At 70.9% G+C, this 26396-nt stretch carries 27 protein-coding genes; 9 read left to right on the top strand and 18 right to left on the bottom strand.

Annotation, left to right across the window (positions count from 1 at the left end; all coding sequences use genetic code 11):
- The first annotated feature begins 20 nt into the window (after positions 1-20).
- Complete coding sequence (locus J5Y10_RS11035) at positions 21-275, top strand: hypothetical protein (protein WP_209373493.1); 255 nt, start codon at positions 21-23, stop codon at positions 273-275.
- 64 nt (positions 276-339) lie between these two features.
- Here J5Y10_RS11035 and J5Y10_RS11030 read toward each other — a convergent pair whose 3' ends face one another.
- From J5Y10_RS11030 to J5Y10_RS11010, 5 genes are all read right to left on the bottom strand, one after another.
- Positions 340-1041 (bottom strand): hypothetical protein, encoded by a 702-nt coding sequence (locus J5Y10_RS11030; protein ID WP_209373491.1) that lies wholly within the window; start codon positions 1039-1041, stop codon positions 340-342.
- A 24-nt stretch (positions 1042-1065) separates the two neighbouring features.
- Positions 1066-1545: a hypothetical protein gene (locus tag J5Y10_RS11025; protein ID WP_209373490.1), complete on the bottom strand. Its 480-nt coding sequence runs from the start codon at positions 1543-1545 to the stop codon at positions 1066-1068.
- 98 nt (positions 1546-1643) lie between these two features.
- On the bottom strand, positions 1644-3077 hold the full coding sequence (gene pyk / locus J5Y10_RS11020) for a pyruvate kinase (RefSeq protein WP_245214594.1): 1434 nt from the start codon (positions 3075-3077) through the stop codon (positions 1644-1646).
- Positions 3078-3334: 257 nt separating this feature from the next.
- Positions 3335-4615 (bottom strand): glycerate kinase type-2 family protein, encoded by a 1281-nt coding sequence (locus J5Y10_RS11015; RefSeq protein ID WP_209373489.1) that lies wholly within the window; start codon positions 4613-4615, stop codon positions 3335-3337.
- Between the two features lie 111 nt (positions 4616-4726).
- Positions 4727-5407: a GntR family transcriptional regulator gene (locus J5Y10_RS11010; RefSeq protein WP_209373488.1), complete on the bottom strand. Its 681-nt coding sequence runs from the start codon at positions 5405-5407 to the stop codon at positions 4727-4729.
- A gap of 53 nt (positions 5408-5460) precedes the next feature.
- Between J5Y10_RS11010 and J5Y10_RS11005 the strand changes: the two genes are divergently transcribed.
- Complete coding sequence (locus J5Y10_RS11005; RefSeq protein WP_209373487.1) at positions 5461-6549, top strand: tartrate dehydrogenase; 1089 nt, start codon at positions 5461-5463, stop codon at positions 6547-6549.
- Between the two features lie 78 nt (positions 6550-6627).
- Complete coding sequence (locus tag J5Y10_RS11000) at positions 6628-7629, top strand: tripartite tricarboxylate transporter substrate-binding protein (RefSeq protein ID WP_209373484.1); 1002 nt, start codon at positions 6628-6630, stop codon at positions 7627-7629.
- A 20-nt stretch (positions 7630-7649) separates the two neighbouring features.
- Here the strand turns inward: J5Y10_RS11000 and J5Y10_RS10995 are convergent, their stop codons facing one another.
- From J5Y10_RS10995 to J5Y10_RS10940, 12 genes are all read right to left on the bottom strand, one after another.
- Entirely contained in the window at positions 7650-8489 is an 840-nt protein-coding gene (locus J5Y10_RS10995) for a metallophosphoesterase family protein (protein WP_209373482.1), read from the bottom strand.
- A 61-nt stretch (positions 8490-8550) separates the two neighbouring features.
- Complete coding sequence (locus J5Y10_RS10990; RefSeq protein WP_209373480.1) at positions 8551-9831, bottom strand: ABC transporter substrate-binding protein; 1281 nt, start codon at positions 9829-9831, stop codon at positions 8551-8553.
- A gap of 20 nt (positions 9832-9851) precedes the next feature.
- Positions 9852-10685, bottom strand: coding sequence for a carbohydrate ABC transporter permease (locus J5Y10_RS10985; protein ID WP_209373478.1), 834 nt, complete (start codon positions 10683-10685; stop codon positions 9852-9854).
- Entirely contained in the window at positions 10678-11589 is a 912-nt protein-coding gene (locus J5Y10_RS10980) for a carbohydrate ABC transporter permease (RefSeq protein ID WP_245214544.1), read from the bottom strand. Before J5Y10_RS10980 ends, J5Y10_RS10985 begins: the two co-directional genes overlap by 8 nt.
- A complete protein-coding gene (locus tag J5Y10_RS10975) occupies positions 11582-12721 on the bottom strand; it encodes an ABC transporter ATP-binding protein (RefSeq protein WP_209373476.1) in 1140 nt (379 codons plus the stop codon). Before J5Y10_RS10975 ends, J5Y10_RS10980 begins: the two co-directional genes overlap by 8 nt.
- Positions 12722-12816: 95 nt before the next feature.
- Entirely contained in the window at positions 12817-13821 is a 1005-nt protein-coding gene (locus tag J5Y10_RS10970) for a CorA family divalent cation transporter (RefSeq protein ID WP_209373474.1), read from the bottom strand.
- Between the two features lie 151 nt (positions 13822-13972).
- Positions 13973-14878, bottom strand: a complete 906-nt coding sequence (locus tag J5Y10_RS10965) for a cupin domain-containing protein (RefSeq protein ID WP_209373473.1) — start codon at positions 14876-14878, stop codon at positions 13973-13975.
- Positions 14875-16107 carry a hydantoinase/carbamoylase family amidase gene (locus J5Y10_RS10960; RefSeq protein ID WP_342452894.1) on the bottom strand — a complete coding sequence of 411 codons (1233 nt, stop codon included), beginning with the start codon at positions 16105-16107 and terminating at the stop codon, positions 14875-14877. The genes J5Y10_RS10965 and J5Y10_RS10960 overlap by 4 nt, the downstream gene beginning before the upstream one ends.
- Entirely contained in the window at positions 16104-16985 is an 882-nt protein-coding gene (locus J5Y10_RS10955) for an alpha/beta fold hydrolase (RefSeq protein WP_209373472.1), read from the bottom strand. Before J5Y10_RS10955 ends, J5Y10_RS10960 begins: the two co-directional genes overlap by 4 nt.
- 11 nt (positions 16986-16996) lie before the next feature.
- The gene (locus J5Y10_RS10950) at positions 16997-18142 is read right to left on the bottom strand and encodes a pyridoxal phosphate-dependent aminotransferase (RefSeq protein WP_209373471.1); all 1146 of its coding nucleotides are present in this window, start codon (positions 18140-18142) and stop codon (positions 16997-16999) included.
- Between the two features lie 2 nt (positions 18143-18144).
- On the bottom strand, positions 18145-18927 hold the full coding sequence (locus J5Y10_RS10945; RefSeq protein WP_209373470.1) for an SDR family oxidoreductase: 783 nt from the start codon (positions 18925-18927) through the stop codon (positions 18145-18147).
- A 53-nt stretch (positions 18928-18980) separates the two neighbouring features.
- Positions 18981-19649 carry a GntR family transcriptional regulator gene (locus J5Y10_RS10940; protein WP_209373469.1) on the bottom strand — a complete coding sequence of 223 codons (669 nt, stop codon included), beginning with the start codon at positions 19647-19649 and terminating at the stop codon, positions 18981-18983.
- 224 nt (positions 19650-19873) lie between these two features.
- Between J5Y10_RS10940 and J5Y10_RS10935 the strand changes: the two genes are divergently transcribed.
- From J5Y10_RS10935 to J5Y10_RS10915, 5 genes are all read left to right on the top strand, one after another.
- Positions 19874-20686, top strand: a complete 813-nt coding sequence (locus tag J5Y10_RS10935) for an ABC transporter ATP-binding protein (protein WP_245214542.1) — start codon at positions 19874-19876, stop codon at positions 20684-20686.
- 65 nt (positions 20687-20751) lie between these two features.
- Complete coding sequence (locus tag J5Y10_RS10930) at positions 20752-21756, top strand: ABC transporter substrate-binding protein (RefSeq protein WP_209373468.1); 1005 nt, start codon at positions 20752-20754, stop codon at positions 21754-21756.
- On the top strand, positions 21753-22562 hold the full coding sequence (locus tag J5Y10_RS10925; protein WP_209373466.1) for an ABC transporter permease: 810 nt from the start codon (positions 21753-21755) through the stop codon (positions 22560-22562). The genes J5Y10_RS10930 and J5Y10_RS10925 overlap by 4 nt, the downstream gene beginning before the upstream one ends.
- Entirely contained in the window at positions 22559-23296 is a 738-nt protein-coding gene (locus tag J5Y10_RS10920) for an ABC transporter permease (protein ID WP_209373464.1), read from the top strand. Before J5Y10_RS10925 ends, J5Y10_RS10920 begins: the two co-directional genes overlap by 4 nt.
- Entirely contained in the window at positions 23293-24591 is a 1299-nt protein-coding gene (locus tag J5Y10_RS10915; protein WP_245214541.1) for an LLM class flavin-dependent oxidoreductase, read from the top strand. Before J5Y10_RS10920 ends, J5Y10_RS10915 begins: the two co-directional genes overlap by 4 nt.
- Here J5Y10_RS10915 and J5Y10_RS10910 read toward each other — a convergent pair.
- A complete protein-coding gene (locus J5Y10_RS10910) occupies positions 24588-25952 on the bottom strand; it encodes a formimidoylglutamate deiminase (protein ID WP_209373461.1) in 1365 nt (454 codons plus the stop codon). The two genes, J5Y10_RS10915 and J5Y10_RS10910, sit on opposite strands and share 4 nt — an antisense overlap.
- Before the next feature lie 145 nt (positions 25953-26097).
- On the opposite strand from J5Y10_RS10910, the gene J5Y10_RS10905 reads away from it, so the two are divergent.
- Complete coding sequence (locus J5Y10_RS10905) at positions 26098-26391, top strand: hypothetical protein (RefSeq protein WP_209373459.1); 294 nt, start codon at positions 26098-26100, stop codon at positions 26389-26391.
- The last annotated feature ends 5 nt before the right edge of the window (positions 26392-26396 follow it).

The raw sequence follows: 26396 nt of genomic DNA, 5'->3' as shown, positions 1-26396 counted from the left end.
CGGCAGGGAGTTCAGGGCGCGTGCAGCGGCATTCGATCCGTGACAATGCGTTCCGCAGGAAGGCCGCCCGCCAGCCGCGCGAGGCTGCGGTGAACCGGTTCTCGGGGATCGAGAAGGCGCCCTGGGACACCCAGGCCCCGAAGGAGTTCTGGACCGAGGAGGAGCGGCGCGGTGCAACCCGGCTGATGGCGGTGCGCGTGCTGCTCTGGGTGACGGTGCTGGGGACGGTGGCGGCGCTGCTGGTCGCGCTCTGGCGGGTCTTCCTGGAAGGGTGACGACCGGGCGCCGGCCGGCTTTCCCGAAATGGAGTGAAGCCTGCCGGTCGCGCCGGGCCGCGGCTCAGGTCATCCGTCCGTCCCCGGTCACGGGAATGGAGGGCGTCGTCGCGGGGGGGCAGGTGAGGAGCAGGGCCGGCAGGGCAACGACGAGGGCGGCGACGAGAAGCAGGCGGAGCGGCCCCGGCGTGCCGGCCCGGCGGGTGAGCAGGGCGTGCGGGGCGAAGCCCACGAGGAGGACCGCGAAGGGTAGGGGTGCCTCGGCTGCTCCGCTCAGGCGGATGGTCACCGCGTAGGCGACGGCGAAGGCGGCCACGGCACCGCAGAGGGCAGTGCCGCGTCGGGCGAGGACCGGCGACCGTTCCGCCCAGTTCCGGATGGCGAGGGCGATATGGGCGAGAACGGCGCCCGCGAGGAAGGCGGACGGGCCGATCCAGACCCAGGGCAGGGCGGGACCCCCGAGACGGGAGATGGCGGGAGCAATGTCGTCGAGCAGGACGAGCGCGCCGGCCGCCACCCAGATGAGCACCGTTCCCAGGATCAGCCCGACCTGGAACGCCGCCGGGATCACCACGAGGAGGAGGGCCGAGACGAGAACCGTCGCGACCGCCACCCTCCACCCCGGCGCGAGGCCGAGGCCGACCCAGGACAGGAAGTAGAGCAGCGGCGCGAGCGGGTAGGCTGCCAGCCCGGCGCGCGGCCCGGCCGCGAGCAGCACCGCCCAGCCGAGGGCCGCGACGGCGAGCGGGAGGAGGGCAGCCGGCACGGCGCGTGGCGGCCGCCGGGAGCGTTAGCGGGGCGTGTCGGGGTTGGCTGACGCGGCCGGTGCCTGGGCAGGAGCAGGTGCCGGTACCGGTGCGGCAGGGCGGTCGCGCGCCGTGGCGGGGCCGGGCTGGCCGGCGGGGCGGTCGCGGGGGATCAGCGTTTCCGTGCCAATGCCGGCGCTGCCGACGATGGTCCACTGGCCGGTCAGGCTGCCGTCATCCGCGCGCTGGAAGATCGCCATGCCCGGGCGTTCCCCCACCGTGAAGCCGATGGCGAAGCTCGGGCCGGCGGACATGCCGTATCCCTCGAACCGCGCCTCGCCGACTTGCCAGATGACGCGCCAGGAGGCGAGGCCGACCTGCTGCATCATCATGGTTCCGCCGTAGGTGATGCCATCCGCGCTGACGCCGTTCACCTCGTAGAGGCCATTGCGCTGGGCCTGGGCGGGCGCCGCGGCGAGGAACAGGCCGGCGGCCGCCAGGGCGGCCATCATGGTGCGCTTCATCGTCGTCCTCGTCTCCGGCCAATGGTGCTGGCGCCGGTCATGCTGGTGCCGGTGGCCTATTCTCGACCGGGCTGACCGGTCTGTGAATGGGGCGCCGGCTACTCCACGATTGCGACGCGCAGCGCGTTGGTCGTGCCGGGGGTGCCGAAGGGGACGCCGGCCACCACCACCACCTCGTCGCCGGAGGTCGCGAATCCTTCGGATGCCGCGGCGCGAAGGCCCTTGGCGACCATGTCCGTCATGCTCGCCGGCTCCTTGCTCAGCACGGGGTGCACGCCCCAGACGAGGGCGAGGCGGCGGACCGTCCGCTCATTCGCCGTCATGCCGATGATCGGGGCGGCGGGGCGTTCGCGGGCCACGCGCAGCACGGTGGAGCCGGTGGAGGTGAAGGCGCCGATCGCCTCCGCCTCGATCGTGCTCGCCACCTGGCGGGCGGCGGCGGCGATGGCGTCGGAGGAGGTGTGACGCGGCTCCGGCCGGTTGTTGTCGGTGATGGCGCGCCAGCCCGGATCCTGCTCCGTCCGGGCAACGATGCGGTCCATGATGTTCACCGCCTCGTAGGGGTACTGGCCGGCGGCGGTCTCGGCGGAGAGCATCACGGCGTCCGCGCCGTCGAAGACGGCGGTGGCCACGTCGGAGGCTTCCGCGCGGGTCGGGGTGGGGGCGGAGATCATGCTCTCCAGCATCTGGGTGGCGACCACCACGGGCAGGCCGCGGGTGCGGGCGGCGCGGACGATGCGCTTCTGGATCAGCGGCACCTCCTCCGGCGGGCATTCCACGCCGAGGTCGCCGCGGGCGACCATCACGGCATCCGCAAGATCGAGGATGTCGTCCATCCGCTCCACCGCCTGGGGCTTCTCCATCTTCACCATGATCCAGGCGCGGCCGTTCGCGATGGCCTTGGCCTCCGCAACATCCTCCGGGCGCTGGACGAAGGAGAGGCCGATGAACTCCACGCCCTGCTCCAGCACGAAGTCGAGGTCGGCGCGGTCCTTCTCCGTCAGGGCGGGGATGGGCAGCACGACGTCGGGCACGTTCACGCCCTTGCGGTCGGACAGGGGGCCGCCGACGAGGACCTCGGTCTCCAGGTGGTCGTCGCGCTGACGGACGACGCCGAGGCGGAGCTTGCCATCGTCCAGCAGCAGGCTGGTGCCGATCCGGGCGGCGGCAATGATTTCGGGATGGGGGAGCTGGACGCGGCGCACGTCGCCCGGGACGGGGGAGAGGTCCAGGCGGAAGGGCTGGCCCTGCTGGAGCTGGACCCGGCCGCCGCCGAACTTGCCGACGCGGAGCTTCGGGCCCTGCACATCTGCCAGGATTCCGATCGGGCGGCCGGTGCGGCGCTCGATCTCGCGGATGGTGGCGATGCGGGCGGCGTGGTCCTCGTGAGTGCCGTGGGAAAAATTGAGGCGGAAGACATCGGCGCCGGCGCGGAACAGGCGCTCGATCACCTGCGGGTCGGCGCTGGCCGGGCCGAGGGTGGCGATCAGCTTCGTGCGGCGGCGGCGACGGATGGGGATGCGGCTGGCCAAGCGGGGACCTCCTGTCTGTTCGAAGACGGGACGGCGGAGGGTATCGGGCGGGACCTCCATGATCCGGGCCACCTCCTCCACGCGCTCCGGGGGGACGCGGCGCCACTGGGAGACAGCAGCGGTGGAGATGCCGAGCCCGCTGGCGATCCGGGTCACGGCGCCACGGCGGGCGAGAAGGTCTTCAAGGAGCTTGTCGCGCATGGCGCCAAGTTAGGCGCCCTAAGTTACTTATGCGAGGGGCAAAGGCCTTATATTTATTAAGCTATGATGATGGCCCGGAAGTCGTTGACGTTGGTCAGCGTCGGGCCGGTGGTGACAAGGTCGCCGAGGGCCAGGAACACATCGTGGCTGCGATGGGCGTGCAGGGCGGCGATCGGGTCCTGGCCCGATGCGCGGCTGCGGGCAAGGGTATCGGGGGCTGCAACTGCGCCGGCATTGTCCATGGAGCCGTCGATCCCGTCCGTATCGCCCATCAAGGCCCAGACCCCGGGGTGACCGGCGAGCGCGGCGGCGAGGCCGAGGAGGCACTCGCCGTTGCGGCCACCAGCCCCCTTGGCACCGCCAAGTGTGACGGTGGTTTCCCCGCCGGAGAGCAGGACGGCGGGACGGGCGACCGGCTGGCCGTGGGCAGCGACGGACCGGGCGATGCCGGCAAGCAGGGTTCCGGCCTCCCGCGCCTCTCCCTCCAGCGCGTCACCGAGGATCAGGGGGGCGAGGCCCATGGCTTCGGCCTCCTTCGCCGCGGCGCGCAGCGCCATGAGAGGGGTGGCGATGAGGTGGTACTCGGCGCGAGCCAGGCGTGGATCGCCGGGCTTCGGCGTTTCCTCCGCCGCCGCATCCAGATGGGCGCGGACGGGGGCGGGGAGGTCGATGCCGTAGCGGGCGACGATGCGGCGCGCGTCCTCGAAGGAGCTGGGGTCCGGCACGGTGGGGCCGGAGGCGATGGCGGCGGGGTCGTCACCGGGCACGTCGGAGATGGCGAGGGTGACAATGCGCGCGGGGTAGGCGGCCGCCGCCAACCGGCCGCCCTTGATCGCGGAGAGGTGGCGGCGGACCACGTTCATCTCGTTAATGGTCGCGCCGCAGGCCAGCAGGGCACGGTTGACCGCCTGCTTGTCCGCCAGGGTCAGGCCCGGGGCGGCGAGCGGCATGAGGGCGGAGCCACCCCCCGAGATGAGGGCGAGAACGAGGTCGTCCCCCGTCAGGCCATCGACGGCCTCGAGGATGCGTCGGGCCGCGGCCTCGCCGGCGGCGTCGGGGACGGGGTGGGACGCCTCGACCACCTCGACATGGCGGGTCGGGACGGCGTGGTCGTAGCGGGTGACGACGAGGCCGGTCATGGGAACCTCGGGCCAGGCATTCTCCAGGGCGGCGGCCATCACGGCGGCGGACTTGCCTGCGCCGACCACCACCACGCGGCCCTTCGGGCGCTCCGGCAGGTGATCCTTCAGGATGGCGCGGGGATCGGCGCTGCGGACGGCAACGTCGAAGAGGCGGCGCAGGGCGTCGCGGGCTCGGCTGTCGTTCCACTCGGTCAAAATCGTTCCTCCCCGGCGCGGCGCATCATGGCGGTGGGCGCGGGCGCGGCAAGAGGCTTGTGGTATGGATGGTGGTATGGAAGAACGGGCCAGGGAGGACGGGCCATGCCGTCAGGAGCCGCCAAGGCGCATGAGGGGCAGGGCGAGCGTGCGGAGGATCTCCGCGCTCGCGCGCTGGCGGTGCGCGGCGAGGGCGGCGCGGGCGGCCTCCGGGTCGCCGCTTTCCAGTGCCTTCAGGATGCGGGCGTGCTCGTCGGCGGAACCCGTGGGTTCGGGGCGCAGGGCTGCGGTGGCGAGCCGGGCGCGCTGGGCGAGGTCCGCCGCCTCCTGCGCCAGCCGGGCCAGGCGGGCGTTGCCGCAGCCCCGGAGCAGGGCGCGGTGGAAGGCATCGTCGGCGGCGGCCCAGGCGCGGCGGTCCCCGGCCGCGAGGGCGTCGCGCATGGAGGCGGTGGCGCCGGCCATGGCGGCGGCGGCATCCGGGTTCGGGTTGGCGGCCAGGCGCGCGGCGGCGGCGCCCTCCAGCGCGATCAGCACCTCGTAGGTCTCTGCCATCCCGGCGGGGTCGATGGGCAGCACGCGCAGGCCGCGCCGCGGGCGCACGGACAGGAAGCCCTCGGACTGCAGGCGCAGGACGGCCTCGTGCACGGGGGTGCGGCTCATGCCGAGGCCCGTGGCGAGGTCCCCCTCCGTGGCCTCGTCGCCGGGGGCGAGGCTCAGGTCCAGCAGCCGTGCGCGCAGGGCGCGGTAGGCGGACTCGGCGAGGCTGGGGCGCGCGCCCTGATCCTGATTCATCCGGCGCTGGATGCCAGCCGGCGCCGCCTTTTCCAACAGCGAAGGATTTTGTCGTGAGCAAGCGCGTGCATCGGATCGCCGCCATTCCCGCGGACGGGATCGGCAAGGAGGTCATTCCCGCCGGCCTGCGGGTCCTGGAGGCTCTGGCGGAGCGCGACGGCGGCTTCTCCCTCGAGGTCGAGACGCTGCCATGGGGCAGCGACTACTACCGCGCCAAGGGCGAGATGATGCCGGAGGACGGGCTGGAGACGCTGCGCGGCTTCGACGCGATCTATTTCGGCGCGGTGGGCGACCCGGACCTGCCGGACAGCATCACCCTCTGGGGACTGCGGCTGAAGATCTGCCAGGGCTTCGACCAGTACGCGAATATCCGCCCGACACGGGTGCTGCCGGGGCTGACGAGCCCGCTTCGCGCGGTGGAGCCGGGCGACATCGACTGGGTGATCGTGCGGGAGAATTCCGAGGGCGAATACGCCGGGCATGGCGGCCGCGCCCATCGTGGACATCCCGAGGAGGTGGCCACGGAGACCGCGATCTTCACCCGTGCGGGGGTGGAGCGGATCATGCGCGTGGCCTTCGACATCGCGCGTGGCCGCCCGCGCAAGCTGCTGACGGTGGTGACGAAGTCCAACGCCCAGCGCCACGGCATGGTCATGTGGGACGACATCGCGGCGCTGGTGGCGAAGGACTACCCGGACGTGACCTGGGAGAAGGAGCTGGTGGACGCCATGGCCGCGCGCATGGTCCGCAAGCCCGCCAGCATCGACACGGTGGTGGCGACGAACCTGCACGCCGACATCCTCTCAGACCTGGCCGGTGCCGTCGCGGGATCGCTCGGCGTGGCACCGACGGCGAATCTCGATCCGTCGCGCCGCGCGCCCTCCATGTTCGAGCCGATCCATGGCTCCGCCTTCGACATCATGGGCAAGGGGATCGCCAATCCTGTCGCCACCTTCTGGACCGGCGCGATGATGCTGGAGCAGCTCGGCGAGCCGGCCGCGGCAAAGGCGCTGATCGCGGCGGTGGAGCGCGTCTGCGCCGACGGGGTGTTCACGGCCGATCTGGGCGGCACGGCGGATACGGAGACGGTGACGCGGGCGGTGATCGCCGCGATCGAGGGCGCGAACATGCCGGCAGCGTGAGGGCCCGCCGGGCGCCCCGGGGCTGACGGGGCGCCCGGCCGGGTGCAGGATGCTTGCAGAAAAGAAACGGAGGAAAGCATGTCCAAGAGTTCCCGGCGTCCCGTGCTAGCCACGGCCCTGGCCCTGGCCCTGGTGGGAGCGGGGGTGCTCGCGGCGCCATTTCCGGCGCTCGCCCAGGCCTTTCCGAACCGCGCGATCACCGTGATCGTGCCCTTCGCGGCGGGCGGGCCGACCGATGTAATCAACCGGCTTGTCGCGGAGGGCATGTCGAAGGATCTCGGCCAGCCCGTGGTCGTGGAGAACGTGACGGGGGCCGGCGGCACCATCGCCGCGGCACGCGTGGCGAATGCCCGGCCGGACGGCTACACGATCCTGGCGCACCATATCGGGCACGCCACCTCCGCCACGCTGTACCGGAACCTGCCCTACGACGTGGAGAAGTCCTTCGCGCCGCTCGGCCTCGTCTCGGACGCGGCGATGACGATCGTGGCGCGGCCGGATTTCCCGGCGAACGACCTCCAGGGCCTGATGGCGGAGATCAAGCGGCAGGGGGACCGGCTAAACCTGGCCCATGCCGGCGTGGGCGGCGCGAACCATCTTTGCGGCGTGCTGATGCAGTATGCGGCGAAGACGAACCTCACCACCGTGGCCTTCCGCGGCTCCGCGCCCGTGCTGACGGAGATGATGGCAGGACGCATCGACGTGTTCTGCGACCAGGCGACGAACACCACCCCGTTCATCCGCGACAACCGCATCAGGAGCTACGCGGTGACGCTGGATCGCCGGGTGGAAGGGCTGAACCTGCCGACCACGGCGGAGGCGGGGGAGCCGACGATCGCGATGAGCACCTGGCACGGGCTCTACGCGCCCGCCGGCACGCCGGAGCCGGTGGTGGAGCGGCTCTCCCAGGCAATCCGGGCCGCGCTGCGCGAGGAGCGGCTGCGGGCGCGCTTCGCGGAGCTGGTGACGGAAGTCGCGTCGCAGGAGCAGGCGACCCCCGCGGCGCACCGGCGGCATCTGGCGGCGGAGGTGGCGCGCTGGCGGCCGATTATCCAGGCCGCCGGGGTCTATGCGGACTGATGCGGGCGCCTCTCGGCCTCTCAGGCCGCGAGGCGCTTCTGCGGGCCGTAGATCTCCGGCATCGCGCCGATGTCGTGGCGGACAAGGCCGGGCAGGGGGATCATGCGGCTCTCGAAGCTCCCGTCGGGGTGGAGAAGGTGTTCCACGAAGCCCACGCTCTTCTCTCCCACCGTTTCCTGCCAGGCGTCGCCCACGATGAAGGCGGCGGAGGGGCCCCAGATCTGGCGCAGGCCCTCGGTGAGGCCGCGGTCGCGCCACTGATGGACGTGGCCGTTGGCGATGAAGGCGGGACGCTGCGGCAGGATGAGGTCCACGATGCGGTGGCGCGGGCCGGGCTGGATGCACCAGTAGGTGTTGTCCGTCTCGTCCATCCTCTCCTGGCAGAAGGGCTTGTGCATGAACACGGCGACGGCGCGGCCCCCGGTGCCGTGCAGCGCCTCCACCAGCATCTCCATTTGCTCCTCGGCCTCCGGTAGGCTGGTGGCGGTGATCTGGGTGTCCAGCCCGATCAGGCGCCAGCCAGGCACGTCGCGCACGAAGGTGTCGGGGCCGAGATGGGCGCGCCAGCGGGCCAGGCGCTCCGCGTTCGCAGGCTGGCGGCAGCCGGGCAGCGGGTCGTCGCCGATGTCGTGATTTCCCGGCACGGCCAGCCAGTCCAGCCCCAGCTCCTCATGAGCATCCCGCGCCATGGTGAGATCCTCGGCGCGGTCGGCCCCGTCCAGCGAGATGTCGCCGGTGTTGATGACGAGGTCCGGCCGCGCCGCGCGCAGGTGCTCGGCCAGCAGGTCGAAATTCGCGCGGAATCCGGGCACGCGGTCGGATAGATGGGTATCGCTGATCTGGGTGAGGCGAAAGGTCATGGGGGGCCGTCCTTGTGAGGGGGAAGGGGGCGTCGGCCGGGGGAGCCGACGCCCGTTCGCTTCAGGAGCGGCGCGGCAGGAGGCGGCGCACCTCGGCGGCCATGTCGCGCTGAACCTCCTCCGGCGTGGCGCGCCCTTCGACGATGCGGGCGATATTGTCCACCATCGTCTGCGTCACGCGCACGGAATTGGTACCGGGGAAGGCGTACCAGGGGATGGAGATCGGGATCTGCTTCACGGCCGCGAGGAAAAGCGGATTTTCGCGGTAGAAGCTGCCGAGGTATTGCGGGTCGTCGATCGCGATCTGGTTGCAGGGCAGGTAGCCCGTGTTGCGGACCATCAGCGCCTGGCCTTCCGGGCTCGTGGAGAAGCGCAGGAATTTCCAGGCGGCGTCGCGCTTGGCAGGATCCTTGGCGGTCAGCATGCCGGCGGCGCCGCCGGTGGGCAGGCGGCCCCTGGCCGGGTCGATCACGGGCATTCCGGTGGTGCGGAGGACGAAGTTGTTCCCCGCGCCCTCCTTCATGCCGCGGACCAGCGCCGTGGTCTGGAAGATGATGCCGAGCTTGCCGGCGGTGAAGGCCTGGCGGGCCGCGGTGGCGGAGAGGTTGGGCATCCCGCCCTCCTTCACCATGCGGTCGATCAGGCGCAGCGCGCCCAGGCCCTCGGGGCCGGCGAAGCCGACGTCGCGCTCATCGTCCGTCAGCATCCGGCCGCCCTGGCCGAAGAGGAGGGCGGAGAACATCCAGTCGTCGCCGTTCCAGGTGAACCACATGCCCTCGGTGCCGTCGCCGAGGCGATCGATTTTCCCGGCGAGCTGCAGCACGTCGTCCCAGTTCGTCGGGAAGTTGTCGGGGTCTCCGCCGGCACGGCGGACGAGGTCGGCGTTGTAGTAGGTGACGGGGTTGGACGCGGCGAAGGCGAGACCGGACTGGAAGCCGCCGAAATGGCCGAGCGCCAGGAGGTTCGGCGTGTAGCCAATGGTGGCGGGGTCGGCGGCCTCGGCCTTCAGCAGCGGCGCGAGGTCCTGGGCAAGGCCGCGCTCCGCGAAGACGCGCAGGCGGTTGAAGCCCTGGTAGGACAGGTCCGGAAGCTGATTCGTCGCGGCTTGGCGGAGGATGAGCTGCGCGCCCTCCTCGTAGTTCGGAGTGGTGACGTAGTTCACCTTGATCCCTGGCTCGCGCTTCGCGAAGGCCGCCAGGATGGCGTCGTAGGCCTCCTTGTAGATGAAGGGCTGGGCGTAGTGGACGGTGATCTCGGTCTGCCCTTGCGCGTGCAGCACGCGCGGCATGAACAGCATGGCAGCGGGCGTGGCGAGCGCCGCGCGGCGGGTGGTGATCGTCATGAGTCTCTCCATGGCCGGCCTCAACCCTTGAGGCCGGTGGTTGCGATGCCTTCAATGAAGCGGCGCTGGGCCAGCAGGAAGGCAAGGACGAGGGGCGCGGTCATCAGCACCGCGGCCGCCATGAGGGAGCCGAAATCGTCGCCCGCCTCGTCGGAGCGGAAGTAGAGGACGCCGAGGGCAGGGGTGGCGTAGCTCGTGCCGTTCACGATGATCAGCGGCCAGAACAGGTCGTTCCAGTGGGCGACGACCGAGAAGATCGCGAAGGCCGTGGCGGCGGGCCAGGCATTCGGCAGCACGATGCGCCAGACGATCTCCCCTTCGCCCAGCCCGTCCATGCGCGCGGCGTGAATCAGGTCGTCCGGCAGTGACTTGAAGAACTGGCGGAAGAGGAAGATGGCGAAGACGGAGATGGTCGCGGGCGCGATCAGCGCGGTGTAGCTGTTCAGCAGGCCGAGCTGGCTGAAGCCGACATAGAGCGGCAGCGCCGGCACGTGATAGGGCACGAGAAGGCCGAGCATCACCGCCCCGAAGGCGAAGCCGCTGCCGGGGAAGCGCAGCTTGGCCAGCGCGTAGCCGGCGGGCACGGCGAAGAGCAGCTGGAAGAAGAGGATGCCGCCGCAGACGACGACGCCGTTCCAGAGATAGCGCCAGACCGGGACCTTCGCGAAGACCTTGCCGTAGTTCTCCACGGCGTAGAAGCGCTCCGGCAACAGCGAGAGGGAGGCGCGGAAGATCTCGTCCAGCGGCTTCAGGCTGGCGGCGACCATCCAGATATAGGGCATCAGGACCAGCAGCCCGAGCAGCGTCAGCAGCGCGAGGCGGGGCAGGTCGCGGAGGATGGAGCGGTCAGACATAGTGGATCCGCCGTTCCATCACGCGGGTCTGCAGCCAGACCAGGGCGAGCACGATGGCGAGGAAGACGAGGGTGATGGCTGCGGAGTAGCCGAGGCGGAAATAGGTGAAGCCTTCCTCGTACATGGCGTAGAGCAGCACCTCCGACGCCTTGTTCGGGCCGCCCTGGGTCAGCACCGCCACGCTGTCGAAGACGCGCACGGCGCGGGTCATGGTGATGGTGACGACGAAAAGGGTGGTGGGGCCGAGAAGCGGCCAGGTGACGAGGCGGAAGCGGTCCCAGGCGCGGGAGGCGCCGTCCACCTCGGCCGCCGCGTAGAGCTCCCGCGGGATGGCGGTGAGGCCGGCGAGGAAGAGGACGAGGTTAAAGCCGATATTCTCCCACACGCCGATGGCGGCGAGGGAGATCAGCACCGTGTCGGAGGAGGAGAGCCAGTTCGGGCCGGCGATGCCGATTGCGCGCAGGGCGGCGTTCAGCGGGCCGATGGTGGGGTGCAGCAGGTATTGCCAGGCGGCGGCCATGGCGACGGGCAGGGAGACGACGGGCAGGAAGAAGACGGCGCGGAACGCCGCGCGACCGCGCGTGCCGGCCTCGATCAGCAGGGCGAGGGCGAGCCCGCCCAACACCGAGGCGGGCGCGACGATGGCGACGTAGAGGATCGTGTTCCGCAGCGCGATGGCGACGCCGCGGTCCTGCAGGAGTTCCGCGAAGTTCTCCAGGCCGATCCAGTTCAGGGCGGGGGCGCCCAGCTCGTAGTCCGTGAAGGCCAGGGCGATCGTGGCGAGCGTCGGCGCAAGCAGCATCAGCAGGAAGGCGATGGCTGCGGGTGCCGTCAGCATCCAGCCCGCCAGGGCTTCCCCGGCGGAGAGGCGCGGCGTGGTGCGCGTGAGGACGGCCTCAGACAAGGGTGGCTTCCGGCGAGAGCGCGTGCACGGCGACGCGCTTGCCCGCGCCGTCGAAAACGAGGGCGCGGCCGAGCGGGAAGCGCAGGGCGACCTCGCCCTCCGACGGAAGGGTGTCGCGGTCCTCAGGGGCGAGGCGCAGGACCAGGGCAGTGCCGAGAGCGGCGTGGCGGAGGTGGATGAGCAGGCTCTCGCCGAGGAACTCCACGCCCTCCATGATCGCGGGCAGGCCGGCGCCCGCGGGCTGAAGATCCTCCGGCCGCAAGGCGAGGGTCATGGGGCCGGTGCCGGCCACGCGCATCCCCACGGCCTGGCCGGCGACCCGCAGCACGCCGCCGGAGTCCGCTTCCGCCTCCAGGGTGTTGATGCGCGGCGATCCGATGAAGGTGGCCACGCGCAGGTCCTGCGGGTTCGCGTAAATCTCGGCGGGCGGGGCGATCTGCAGGATCTCGCCGGCCTGCATCACGGCGACCCGGTCGGCCATGGTCAGGGCCTCGGACTGGTCGTGGGTGACGTAGACGGTGGCGACGCCGGCGGCCTTGTGGATGGCCACGATTTCCCGTCGTGTCTGCACGCGCAGACTGGCGTCGAGGTTGGAGAGGGGTTCGTCCATCAGGAAGGCCGTGGGGCGGCGGACGATGGCGCGGGCCAGGGCCACGCGCTGGCGCTGGCCGCCGGAGAGCTGGCCGGGGCGCCGGGAGAGCAGCGCGCCGAGGCCGAGTGCGCCCGCGGCCTGCCGCACGTCCTTCGTGATCGACTCCCGCGCCGCCCGCGTACCGGGGAGCAGGGCGCCGAGGAAGGGCAGGCGCTGCGCCGCGTTCAGGCGCCGCATGGCCAGCGGCACCGCGATGTTCTCCTCCACCGTCAGGTGCGGGTAGAGGGCGTAAGACTGGAACACCATGGCGACGTCGCGCCCGGAGGGGCGCAGCCCCGTCACCTCGCGCCCGCCGATCCGGATGCTTCCGGCATCGGGCTGCTCAATCCCGGCGATGCAGCGGAGCAGGGTGGACTTGCCGCAGCCGGATGGGCCGAGCAGTGCCACGAACTCGCCCGCGGCGACGGCGAGCGAGACCCCGCGCAGCACGCGCGTGCCGCCGAAGCCCTTGCCCAGGCCCTCGATCGAAATACCGTCCACCCGCGATCCCCGCCAACCCCGTGGCGGGGACTAGGGCGGAGTGCTGACAGGGGTTTTGCAGTTGCGTGAAGGAACTGTGACGCGTGCGGCCGGGATCAGCGCGCCGGTCGGCGGCTCAGGCGGATGAAGCCCAGCACGGTGAGGATGAGGACGGCCAGCAGGGCGGCGCCGATCATGGCGCCGAAGGCCCACCAGGAGCCGCCAGGCTCCGAGGTGCCGGGAAGGTCCGTGGTGTTCATTCCGAACACGCCGGTGACGAGGGTAGGCGGCAGCAGGATGGCGGTGAGGACGGAGAGAACCATCAGGCGCTGGTTCGTCTCCTCTGCCGTGCGAGCGGCGAGGTCGTCCTGCGCGATCCGCCCCCGCTCCCGCAGGGAGGCGATGTTGCGCAGGGCGGAGCCGAAGCGGGCGGCGGCGCGCTCAGCATCGTGCCCCGCGGGAGCGAGCCAGGCAGGGGCGGCCTCGGCGATCTCCTCGTAGACCTTCGCGGCAGGTTCGAGGCGGCGGTGGAGGAGGAGCGTATCGCGCCGCGACCGCGCGAGTTCGGTGCGGGCGACCGGACGCTCCTGCAGGAGACGGTCCTCGATCGCGTCCAGGCGCACGGAAAGGGTTGTGGCGGCACGGCCGACGCCGTCCAGGATGGCGCGCAGGAGAAGGTCCCACTGCTGCGCGGCCGTCCCGGCGAGCGCCGGTGCTTCCCCGGCAAGCTGTGGGGCGCGGAGCGGATGGCGGCGGGCGGTGACGAGAAGGCCCGGGGCCAGGGCCACGTGCAGGATGCCCATCTGCAAGGGGTCCGGCATTTCCAGCACCTCGTGGTGGAAGTCCGGCAGGGTTCCCCAGAGGGCGTCGCCTTCCGTGTCGAGATGGGCCATCTCCGTGCGCTCGTCGAGCGCGGCGCGGGCCTGCGGAGGCAGGCCGGGCAGGGCATGGAGGAAGCGGTGTGCCCGGGCGTCGCGCAGGTCGAAGTGCAGCCAGAGCTCCATGCCCGGCCGGCCATGGGCCAGGGCTGCCTCCACGGCGGCGTCGTCCAGGACTTCCGGGCGGTCCAGGCGCCGCGCCCAGAGGAGGCCGTGGCAGGGGGGCAGGCCGATGTCGGGCATCCGTGCTCCGTCCTCATTCGGCGGCCGGAGCGCCCCGCCCTGGCCGCTGCCGGCAGCATGGCCGAGGCGGCAACGGGCGTTCAGGCGCCCCGGAGCTGAATTCAGAAAACTGTCACGGCCCCGGTCGGGCCGGGAGGCGTGCTTTGTCCGGTCACCGATCCAGGAAGGCGAAGCCCATAGTGCGGGCGTGATAGTGCAGCCCGCCATCCTGGACGATCAGGAAGCGCGCCTGCACTGCGCCGCCGTTGTGGTGGGAATGCGGCTCGCCCGGCGGGGTGACGAGGGTGGTGCCGGGCGTCCAGAGGCAGCGCTGGTCGCCGATGGTGGAGTAGCAGCGATCACCCTGCAGGACGAGCGTGACGGCCGCGGAGTTGTGGCGGTGCGACGGCTGGGCATCGCCCGGTGGCAGGGTGTTGAGCGAGAGGGTGAGGACGGGGGTGAGGTTGCGCGCCGCCTCCAGCGTGTCGGACGAGAAGATCACGGCCAGGCCCGAGGTGCCGGGGTTGGTGGTGCAGTCCGCGAGGATCGCGAGCTGCCGCTCGATCTCGGGTGCGGGGTAGTGGACTGGCGCGAGCGGGACGGGGCCGGGACGGGCGGCGTCCAGGGCCAGCAGAGGCTCGTCCGTGACGATCCAGAGGAGGGTGTCCTCGCTCGCGTGCAGGGCCGCCGGGCCGCCGGGGAGGAGAAAGATGTCGCCGGCGTCCCAGGTGAAGTCGCCGGCGTCTCCCCGGCCGCGCAGCGCGTGGACGATGAGGCCGGTGGCCGTCAGATCCAGCGCCAGGGTCTCGCCGGGGCGGATGCGAGCGTAGCGCGCCAGCATCAACGGGGTGGTGGCGGGGAAGGGGCAGCCCAGCGCGCCGGCCTGGTCGCAGGCGTAGAGGCCGGTGCGGGCACCGGGTGCCTCCGCTTCCGCGAGCACCGCGGCGAAGTCTGCGGCGGGGACGGGCGGCAGCTTGATGTTGAAGGCGTTGCCGGAGTTGAAGAAGCGCGCTCTCCCGGCGGCGGCGCTGCGCGGCGCCTCCGGCAGTTGCACGGGCAGGTCGGCCATGTCGCTCATGCGGCGGGCTCCAGGACGAGGCCCGCCGCCACCTCCGCCAGCACGGCGGCGCCGGCGGCGACATGGGCTGGCTCAGCCCATTCGTGCTCCGCGTGGCTCACGCCGTCACGGCAGGGGATGAAGATCATGGCGGCGGGGCAGAGCGGCGCCATGTGGCGGGCGTCGTGGCCCGCGGCGGAGAGGATGGGCATCGCGGCGTGGCCCAGGGCCTCAGCGGCCGCGGCGATGCAGGCGCGGAGGCCGGGATCGAAGTCGTTCGAAGGGGCATCGACGAGGCGCCTCACCTGGACCGTGCAGGGCGGGGCATGGGTGGCGGCCAGGACCTCAAGCCTTTCCCCCGCGGCGTCCAGGACGGCGTTGTCGGGATGGCGCAGGTCGATGCGGAAGGTCAGGCGCGCGGGGACGACGGAAGGGGCATTGGGCTCCATCCGCACCAGGCCGATAGTGAGCTTGATGATGGAGTCGGTTGTGCCGACTTCCCTGAACATCGCGTCCGCCATGCGGGCGAAGGCGGCGAGGGCGTCGTGGCGGTCGGCCATGTCCAGCGTGCCGGCATGGCCCTCCTGGCCCTGCACCACCATTTCCCAGGTCTTCTTGCCCTGAATGCCGGTGACGATGCCGATGGGGGCATGGCGCTGCTCCAGCACCGGACCCTGCTCGATATGCGGCTCCAGGTAAAAGCCGATCGGGAAGCCCAGCGGGCGGCGGGGGATGGCGGGAAAGGCGGCGTGCAGCGCGGCCAGGGCTTCGGCAACCGTGGTGCCCGCCGCGTCGCCCGCAGCGAGGATGTCGTCCAGCGGGCGGACGCCGGCGAAGGCTTCCGATCCCATCATGCCCGGGGCGAAGCGGCTGCCCTCCTCGTTCATCCAGGCAACGACCGTGACGTCCCGCGCGGGGATGGCGCCGAGGGATTGCGCGGCTTCCAGCGCGGCGAGGACGCCGAAGGCGCCGTCGAACTTGCCGCCGGTGGGCTGGGTGTCGAGGTGGCTGCCCATCACCAGCGGCGGCAGGGCGCGGTCGCGGCCGGGCAGGGTGAGGAAGAGGTTCCCGGCGGGGTCGGTGGACGGCTCCATTCCCGCGTCCGCACCCCAAGCGATGACGAGGCGCCAGGCCTCGGTCTCGCCGGGGGAGAGGGCCTGACGGTCCACGCCGCCGCCGGGCAGGGCGCCGATCTCCGCCAGCGCCATGAGGCGCTGCCAGAGCCGGTCCGCGTCGATTCGCGGCTTCACTTCGTCTTCATCACCTGGCCGGGGAGGGCGCGGGGGTCGCGCACCTTCCAGGCGCCGTGCTCAACCTGAGCGAAGAACTCGGAGAGCAGGGCATTGAACGCGGCCGGCTCCTCGAGGTTCAGCGTGTGGCCGGTCTTGGGGAAGATCGAGAGGCCGCAGGCCGGGATAGTCTTCTTTAGGTAGATGCCGGGCTGTAGGCAGTGGTCGTCCTCATCGCCCACGACGACGAGGGTGGGGACCGGCATCGCCTTCAGCTCGTCCTCAAGGTCCCAGAAGGAGGGGCGGCGGGCCTGGACGCCGCGCATGGTCATGGCGGCGCCGACGCGGTCATGTGTGGCCAGCCGGTCCACGAATTCCTGCCAGCCCAGCGGGTCCTTGTTCTGGAACTGCACGCGGGAGGCGCCGGAGCCGTAGATGGGGGCGAAGGCCTCGGCGCCCATGCTCTCGAACTGATCCGCCACCTCCCGGGAGACACCGCGGAAGTATTCCTCGAACTCCTTCTCGCAGCCGTAGCCTGCGCCGGCGACGGTCAGCGACAGGGCGCGCTCCGGCGTGCGGAGACCGAAATGGACGGTGCAGAAGCCGCCCATGGAGAGACCGACGATGTGGGCCTTCTCGATGCCGAGGGCGTCCAGGACGGCGACGGCATCGTCGGCCGCGATGGCCTGGCTGTACCGGTCCAGCTCCGTCGGCACGTCGGAGGGCGGGTAGCCGCGCGCGGCGTAGGTGATGCAGCGATAGCGGCGGGAGAAGTGGCGAAGCTGCGGCTCCCAGCTCTCGTGATTGCCGCCGAACTCGTGGATGAAGAGGATCGGCGTGCCCTCGCCGACCTCCTCGTAGTGCAGGCCGATCCCGTCCTTCGTGGTGATGCGCGGCATGGTGTGCCCCTTCAGAACTGCGGCGCGACGTCGTTGAGGGTGCGCGCCTCCGCCGCGATGGCGGGGAAGGCGTCGCGCAGGCGCTCGGCCCATTCGGTGGGAACGGAGGTGCTGACCTTGATGAAGCGGTCGCCGAAGCGCTCCGTGTGATAGGTGCCCTGGCGGATCATGATGCCGCGGCGCCGGGCGGCCTCCACCAGAGCTTCCGGGCGCAGGCCGGTTGCGCCGGTCTCCAGCACCAGGAAGTTGCCGTGGCTGGGCCAGACGGGGCAGGTCAGGCCGATAGCGGCGGCGGCGTCCCGGATCATGACCTTGTTGGCGGTGTCGATCCGGCGAACCTCCTCCATCCATTCCTTCTTGACGGAGAGGCCAGCCAGCGCCGCGCGCTGAGCGATGACGCTGGCGCCGAGCACGCTGGTGGCCTGGGCCGCGAACTCGCCGAAAAGGCCGCGGGGCGTGACGAGGGCGCCGATCCGCATGCCGGCGAGGCCGAGCCACTTGGAGAAGGAGAGGGAGACGACGGAGTGCTCCGGCGCGACCTTGAGCGCGGGATGGTGGCCGTCGGCAAAATCGCGGTAGGTGCAGTCATGCACCAGCAGGGCGCCGCAATCCCTGGCGATCCGCGCGAAGGCCGTGATCTCCTCGGCGGTGTAGCGGATGCCGAGGGGGTTGTTGGGGTCCACCAGGTAGATGACCGTCGTGGTGTGATCGACCGCGGCGGCCAGGGCCTCCGGCGTCAGCTTGTACTGCGTGCCCGGGTCGTAGATCGGGATCTCCACCACCTCGGCGCCGGCCTGCCGGGCGAACATCAGCGGCCACTTCCAGCTGGGATCGGTGGTGACGAAGCGGGTGCCGGGCTTGCAGCGGGCGCGGCAGACGAGGGCCAGGGCGTTCACCCCGCCCTCCGTCACCAGCGCCTCCGCACCGGGTACGCCAAGATCGGCGGTGATGGCGGCGCGCAGGGCCTCGAAGCCGAGCGGCGGGGCGTAGGCATTGAACTCGCCGCCCTCGATCGCGGCCACCATCGCCGCGCGCACGGCGGGGTGGGCGGCGATGTGGTTGGTGTTCTGGCCCATCCAGGCCAGGTCTGGGGTGGCCGTCAGTTCGTCGAAGTAGCGGTTGCGGACGAGGGCCTTCTCGGTGGCGTCGAGCGGCATGGTCAGATCACCGAGCCGCGGGCGGCGATGCCGCCATCGATGGTGACGACGGTGCCGGTGATGTAGCCGGCGCGGGGGGAAGCCATGAAGGCGACGAGATCGGCGCATTCCCGCGCCGTCGCGGGGCGTTTGCCCGGGTACTTGTCGAACAGCTCCTCCCAGCGCTCCGCGTCGCCCAGCATGTCGATCGCCTTGGTGCGCATGATCTTCAGCATGCGGTCCGTGGCGACAGGGCCGGGGTTGATGCCCACCACGCGGATACCGTCGTCCAGGCTGCGGCCGCCGATGGCCTTGGAGAAGGACATGAGGGCGGCGTTGCCGGTGGAGCCTGCGAAGTAGGCGGCGTCCCAGTTCTCGCCGCTGTTGCCGATCACGTTGATCACCACGCCACCGCCCTGCGCCTTCATGCGCGGGTAGAAGAGGCGGGTGAGGGCGATGTAGCCGAAGACCTTCAGGTCGAAGCCGCGCCGGATCGCCTCGTCCGTGACGGAGGCGAGGTTGCCGGAGGGGATATCCCCGGCATTGTTGACGAGGATGTCGATCTCGCCCGCCGCCTCGGCCAGGGCCTCCATGGCGGGGGTGCTGCCGAGGTCGGCCGCGTGGACGGTGACGCGCACGCCGTGGTCGGCGCGCAGGCGGGCGGCCGTATCCTCCATGGCGGCGCCGTTGCGGGCGGCGAGGTGGAGGTGGCAGCCCTCCTCCGCCAAGACCTCGGCGCAAGCGAGGCCGATGCCCTTGGAGGCGCCGGTGATGAGGGCCGTCTTGCCGGTAAGATCGAGCTTCAAGGAAAGGCTCCGATGTTCAGTATGCAAGGTGCAGCAATTTGCATACCAACCTCTCACTCGAAGGCTGCGATGAAGTCCAGAAGGTTGTCGCCGAGAAGGGTGAGGTGAGAGCGCATGACGGAGTGGGCGCGTTCCGGGTCGCGGCCGGCGATGGCATCCATGATTTCCGCATGCTCCCGGATGGTGTCGCGGATCCGGTCCGGCATGCGGGTGACACGGCGGCGGTAGGTAGCGACGCGGTTGCGGAGCTTCCGCGTCTCCTCGGCCAGGAAGACATTGCAGGAAGCCTCGTAGATGGCTTCGTGGAACTCCTGGTTCACATCGTAGAAGAGGTCCGGGCCGCTTTCCGCGGCGGCTTCCAGGCGGGCGTGGATGGCCGTCATCCGCTCCAGCTGGCGCGGTGAGGCACGGCGAGCCGCGAGGCGGGCGCAAAGGCCTTCCAGTTCGCCCATGACCTGGAACATCTCGATCAGCGTGTGGACGCCGATGCTGCGGACCACGGCGCCTTGTCGCCCGCGCAGCTCGACCAGGCGGTCTGAGGCGAGAAGGCGGAAGGCTTCGCGCACCGGGGTTCGGGAGACGCCGAAGCGCTGGGCGACGTCCTGCTCGTCCAGGCGGGTGCCCGGGTCCAGGCGACCATCGGCGATATCGGCTTCCAGGCGCCGGCGCAGGGCGCTGGCGAGCGTCTCGCCCCCGGTGACGGAGAGGGGTTCCTGCCTCATTCCTGGGCGGGTTGCCTCCTGGCAGGCCTCAGCTTCGCTCATGTGTGTGCAATTTCCTCAATTTTGTATGCCGAGCAGCATATCCCGTGCCGCTGAATTTGGACCCTTCGCGGTGGGCGCTGCTTCGAGAAAGGCGTGGCTGGCATGGCGGTTGCTGAGCCGGAGGGGTAATCCCGCTATCTGCATGCCGGGAGACATGCTCCTTATACAAGGATCCTCCCGGTTTGCCTGAGCCCATGGACGCGACGAGCCCCCTCCTGGAACTGCGCGGGATCGACAAGACCTTCGGCGCCGTCCAGGCCGTGCGCGGACTGTCCCTGAGCGTGCCGGCGGGCGAGTTCGTGACCGTGGTCGGGCCCAGCGGCTGCGGGAAGAGCACGCTGTTCAACATGGTGGCCGGGCTGGACGAGCCGGATACCGGGGGCGCGATGCGCTTCAAGGGCCGCGGCTGCCACGCGCGGGAGCTGCTCGGGCGAGTGTCCTTCATGCCGCAGCGCGACCTGCTGCTGCCCTGGCGCAACGTGATCGACAACGCGATCCTGGCGAACGAGATCGAGGGGGCCGACCGCAAGACGGCCCGCGCGAAGGCGCTCCGGATGCTGCCGGAATTCGGGCTGACCGGGTTCGAGGCGCAGTACCCGCACCAGCTCTCCGGCGGCATGCGCCAGCGCGTGGCGCTGATGCGAACCTTCCTGTTCGAGCGCGAGCTGATGCTGCTGGACGAGCCCTTCGGTGCGTTGGATGCGCTGACGCGCAGCATCATGCAGCGCTGGCTCCTGGACGTGTGGGAACGGCACCGGCGCACGGTGCTGTTCATCACCCACGACGTGGACGAGGCCATCTTCCTCGGCGACCGGGTGCTGGTGATGACCGCGCGTCCCGGCGCCGTGAAGCTTGCCCTGCCGGTGAACCTGCCGCGGCCGCGCCCGGCGGAGCTGGTCACCTCGCCGGAGTTCATCGCCATCAAGCGCGAGATCCTGGCCGCCATCGAGGAGGAGAGCATGAAGTCCTTCCAGTCCTCGGGAATGGCGGCCTGACCACCGGCGCCGGCCGGACCACGAACACCAACGCCCATCGGGGCACCCCCAAGGAGACCGGACCCATGCAGAGGCGCACCCTTCTCACGGCCGCCGCCGCGGCGCCTGCCATCCTTCCCTTCGTCGCGCGCGCCCAGGGCACGCAGAAGGCGACGCTGCGGCTGAAGTGGCTGGCGCAGACGCAGTTCGCCGGCTTCTACCTTGCCAAGGCGCGCGGCTACTATGAAGCCGAGGGCATCGATCTCACGATCAATCCCGGCGGGCCGAACCTGCTGACGGAGAACCTGGTGGCCACGGGGGCGGATACCTTCGGCCTCTCCGGCGGGACGGACAGCGTTTTCGCGGCGCGGGAGAAGAATCTGCCGGTGGTCTGCATCGGCGTCTCGCACCAGCAGACGCCTTTCTTCTTCGTGACGCGCGCCGATGGTCCGATCCGCACGCTGCAGGACTTCAAGGGCAAGACGGTCACCACCTGGTACACCGGCGCAAACTACGTGCTGCTGGGTATGCTGGCGAAGATCGGGCTGAAGCCGGGCGACTTCACCATGCAGCCGCAGCAGGTCTCCGTGACGCCCTTCGTGGAAGGGCAGATCGATGTGGTGACGGCCACGAAGTACAACGAGTTCTACACGCTGATGACCCGCATGGGCCGCGAGAAGCTGCGAACCTTCGTGGCCGAGGACGAGGGCATCACCTTCCCGCGCGACACGCTGATCGTGAGCGAGACGACGGCGCGGCAGAAGCCGGAGACGGTGCGCGGCTTCCTGCGCGCCTCGATCAAGGGGTGGCGGGACGCGCTGAAGGACCAGAAGGCGGGCGTGGACGTCGTGATGGCGGCCTCGCCCGCGCTCGACCGCGCGCACCAGGAATTCATGCTGGTGGAGGCCGGGAAGCTGATGACGGCCGGCGCCGCCGCGCAGCAGGGGCTGTTCTGGATCGACGACGCTGCAATCCGCTCGGCGCATGACTTCCTGCGCCAGAACGACGTGATCAAGCAGCCGGTCGATCTCGCCAAGGCCTATGACGGCAGCTTCCTGGCGGCAATCCCCGTCGCGGATCGGATGGCTTGAGCGGGGCCGTTGCCCTCCCGGCCCCGCGCGGCGCGGCAGGCTTGCGCCGCGCCGCGCCCGTCCTGATGGGGCTGGGAAGGCTTGTGCTCGGGCTCGGCATCGCGGCGGCGGTCTGGGAAGGGGCGGTGCTGGGCTTCGGCATCCGACCGGAATACCTGCCGCGGCTGAGCGCGATCCTGTCCACGATCGCGGCGACGCCGGAGGCCTATGCGGCGGGCTTCCTGCGGACCGCGCTGGAGACGCTGATCGGCTTCGCGGCCGGCGTCGCGGTGGGCGTTCTGAACGGGGTCCTGTTCCTGCGGGCGCCGGTTCTGCGGGACATGCTGTTCCCGGTCTTCGTGGTGTCCCAGACCATTCCCGTCATCGCCTTCGGGGCGCTGGTGGTGCTGTGGTTCGGGAACACGCTGCTGGCTAAGGCGGTGATCGCCTTCTATCTCACCTTCTTCCCCGTCACGGTGAACACGCTGGTGGGGCTGCAATCCGTGGACCCGCGCCAGATGGCGCTGCTGCGCAGCTTCGGAGCGACGGGGCGGCAGGTCCTGCTGCGGCTGCTGCTGCCCTCGGCCCTGCCGCAGATCTTCGTCGCGCTGCGGCTTGGCGCCTCGCTCAGCCTTGTCGGCGCGATCGTGGGGGAGTGGTTCGGGGACACGACCGGGCTCGGCGTCATCCTGCTTCAGGCCATGTACACGGAGCAGGTGACGGTGATGTGGGCGGCCATCCTCTGCGCCGCCGTCCTGGGCACGGGGTTCTACGCGCTGGTGGCCCTGGCCGAGCGATATCTGGTGTTCTGGGGGGCGGAAGCGTGAGCCGCTCCGCGATGCGCGGCGTGCTGGGCGCCGTGCTGATCGTCCTGCTCTGGGAGGGTTCGGCGCGGGGATTCGCGCTGCCTTCCTATACGCTGCCGGCGGTGAGCGAGATCCTCGGCGGGATCTGGGCGCAGCGGGCCGATCTGCTGTCCGGCGGCGCGACCACGCTGCTGGAAGCGCTGCTGGGCTACGGCCTCGGCACGGCCATCGGGATCGCGCTCGCGACCGTCATCACCATCCTGCCCTGGTCGCGCACGGGAATCATGCCGGTGGTGATGGCGGTGAACTCCGTGCCGGTGGCGGCCTATTCGCCGCTGGTGCTGCTGTGGTTCGGGATCGGCGTCTCCTCCAAGATCGTGATGGTGACGCTGGCCGTGGGCTTCACCGTCTTCCTCAGCGCCCTGGCGGGGTTCGACCGGGTGGATCGGCGGTCCGTGGACCTGCTGCGGAGCTTCGGCGCGGGTCAGGCCTCGGTGCTGTGGCGGCTGCGGCTGCCGGCGGCAATGCCGCTGATCGCCGCGGGGATGCGGGTGGCGACCGTGCGCAGCCTGATCGTGGCGATCGTGACGGAGATGCTGGGCGCGCGGAGCGGCCTCGGCTGGATCATATACCAGGCGGTGGTGCAGATCGACTTCGTGCAGGTCTGGGCGGCCATCTTCGTGGCATCGGCCATCAGCCTTGCCTTCTTCGGGCTGATCGGCTGGGTGGAGCGAAAGGTGATCTTCTGGCGATGAGCGCGCGGCAAATGCATTTGGGCCTGTTCCTGCTGGGAACAGGCAGCCATGTCGCGGGCTGGCGCTACCCCGGCGCGGTGGACAGCTTCCAGGACATGGCGGCGCTACGGCAGATCGCGCGGACGGCGGAGCGTGGCCGGTTCGACATGATCTTCATGGGCGACAACCTCTACGCCGATCCGGCCGCCCATCCGTCCTACACGCTGCGGCTGGAGCCGCTGACGATGCTCTCGGCGCTGGCGGCGAGCACGACCCATATCGGGCTGGGCGCGACGGTGGCCACCACCTACAGCGATCCTTTCACCGTCGCGCGCGCCTTCGCCTCGCTCGATCATATCAGCGGCGGGCGCGCGGCTTGGAACGCGGTGACGGGCGCGAGCCCGGCTGCCGCACCGAACTTCGGCAAGCTGCATCCTAACCACGCGGAGCGCTACGCGATCGCGCGCGAGTTCCTGGGGGTGGTGAAGGGGCTATGGGATTGCTGGGCGGACGACGCCGTGGTGGCCGATCGCTCAAGCGGCCTCTACATCGATCCATCCCGGGTGCGGGCGCTGGACCATGACGGCCCGCATTTTCAGGTGAAGGGGCCGGTCAATATCGGGCGCTCGCCGCAAGGCCATCCGGTGGTGCTGCAGGCCGGCGGGTCGGAGCCCGGGCATGCGCTGGCGGCGGCGACGGCGGATGTCGTCTTCTCCGTGGTGCAGGACTTTGAGGAGGCGCGCGCGGGCTACGCCGCCCTCAAGGCGCGATTGCCGCCGCTCGGACGACGGCCGGAGGATGTGACGATCCTGCCCGGCGTGATGCCCGTGGTGGGGCGCACGGACAAGGAGGCCTTCGACAAGCTGGCCGTGCTGCAGGGCTTCGTGGACGGCGGCAATGCCCGGCAGCTCCTCAGCGACCGCCTCGGCGTGGACATGGGCGGCTACGACCTGGACGGCCCGATCCCCGACATCCCGCTGCCCGATACCTACCACAGCTTCGCGAGCGTGATGCTGGGCAAGGCGCGGCGGGAGGGCATGACGTTGCGCGACCTCTACAACCTTACGGCCGCGGCGCGGGGGCATTGGGTTCTCTGCGGTTCGGCGGAGCGGATCGCGGACACGCTGGAGCAGTGGTTCACCGGGGGCGCGGCGGACGGGTTCAACGTCATGCCGCCCTGGTTCCACGAGGGGTTCGAGGATTTCGTCGGTCTCGTCGTGCCGATCCTGCAGGAGCGCGGGCTGTTCCGGCAGGAGTATGCTGGGACGACCCTGCGGGAGAACCTGGGGCTGGAACGGCCGGGACGGGCGGCCTAGCCCGCCAGCCCGGCCATAGCCGCCCTGTAGCGCCCGGCGATCTCCTCCCGCCGGTGGTGCCGCCCGCCGGTGACCACGCTGCGGCCGCCGACGATCACCGTGTCTACGGCGGCCGGCCCGGCGCTGAAGGTGAGGGTGTCGAGCCAGCCGTCGCCTTCGGCCAGGGCGAGGGAGGGATGCGTCCGGTCCAGCACCACGAGGTCCGCGCGGTGGCCGGGTTCGATGCGGCCGATGCGGCGGCCCGCCGCCTGCGCTCCACCGGCCAGCGCCGACTCGTAGAGGCTGCGGCCGGTGGAGGCGCCGGGTGCCGAGGCCAGCAGGTTGCGGCCGCGGCGCGCGAGGCGCTGGGAATATTCCAGCATCCGCAGCTCGCCCGGCGCGGCGATCTCCACGTTCGAATCCGACCCGACGCCGAAACGGCCTCCGGCGGCGAGGAAGGCCGGTGCCTCGAAAACCCCGTCGCCAAGATTGGCCTCGGTGATCGGGCAGAGGCCTGCCACGGCGCCCGTGCGGGCGAGCCCCTCCACCTCCGACGGGTCCATGTGGGTGGCGTGGACAAGGCACCAGCGGGGATCCACCGGGGTATGGGAGAGCAGCCAGGCGACGGGGCGCTGGCCGGACCAGGCGAGGCAGTCCTCCACCTCGCGCATCTGCTCCGCGACATGGATGTGAACGGGGCCCTCGCTCCGGATGTCCAGCATCGCCCGCAGCCCCTCGGGCGCCACGGCGCGCAGGGAGTGGGGAGCCATGCCCAGCGCGGGATCTTCCAGCGGGGCGATCGCGGCGGCGGAGGCCTCGAGCAGGCGGGCATAGCCGTCAACGCCGTGGAGAAAACGGGCCTGGCCGGATGTCGCGGGCTGCGCGCCGAAGCCGCCATAGGTGTAGAGCACGGGCAGAAGGGTGAGCCCGATTCCCGTCTCACCAGCCGCGGCGGCCACGCGGGCGCCCATCTCGGCGGGATTGTCGTAGGGGCGGCCGGCGGGGTCGTGGTGAAGGTAATGGAACTCCGTCAGCGCGGTGAAGCCGCCCTCCAGCATTTCCACCATCGCCTGGGCGGCGACGGCCTGCACATCCTCCGGGGTCAGCCGCCCGAGGAAGCCGTACATCACGTTCCGCCAGGTCCAGAAGCTGTCCTCGCCCGGGCCACGGATCTCGGCCAGCCCGGCCATGGCGCGCTGGAAGGTGTGGCTGTGCAGGTTCGGCATTCCCGGCAGGGCGATGCCGGGCACCCGCTCGCAGCCCTCCGGCGAGCCGCCGGGCTGGACCGCGCGGATCCAGCCGGACTCGATCTCGAGGACGACACCCTGCGCCCAGCCCGAGGGCAGGAGCGCATCCTCCAACAGCAGCCTGCGCCTCGTCATGCCCGCTCCGTCACCCGATCGGGGCGCAGATTAGGCCGGACGGGTCCACTCGGCCAAAGCCCTGCGGCGGGGGTGGCTTTCGTTCCGCTTGCGCCGAACGCAATTACCACCTTAAGCTGTGTTAGTCATCGCGCGGGGGTTGTAGGTGTCCACCCAGGTCGGGCTACCCGATGTCGACGTGGCCGGGGACGCCGAGGTGCGCCTTCTGGTTCTGGAGATGACGGTGGCGGCCATCGCCGCCCGTCTTCCCCAGGAGGATTTCGAGGAGGTTGTCTCCATGCTCGTCTTCGTGGCGAAGAGCTCGGAGGCGGCGGCGGGTGGAATCGGGGAGACTCCCTCCGGCGCGCCCCGGCTAGAGGATGCCAGCCACTTCGCCACCCGGATGCTGGACCGGATCGCCGCCTCTCGGCGCTCGCCCCGCACGTCCGGGCGGCACTGACGAGG

It is taken from the genome of Roseomonas indoligenes, from assembly GCF_017813365.1.
Classification (GTDB): Bacteria; Pseudomonadota; Alphaproteobacteria; order Acetobacterales; family Acetobacteraceae; genus Roseomonas; species Roseomonas indoligenes.
The sequence above is the reverse complement of the archived record's forward strand: the minus strand, read 5'-3'. Positions and strand labels throughout refer to the sequence as shown.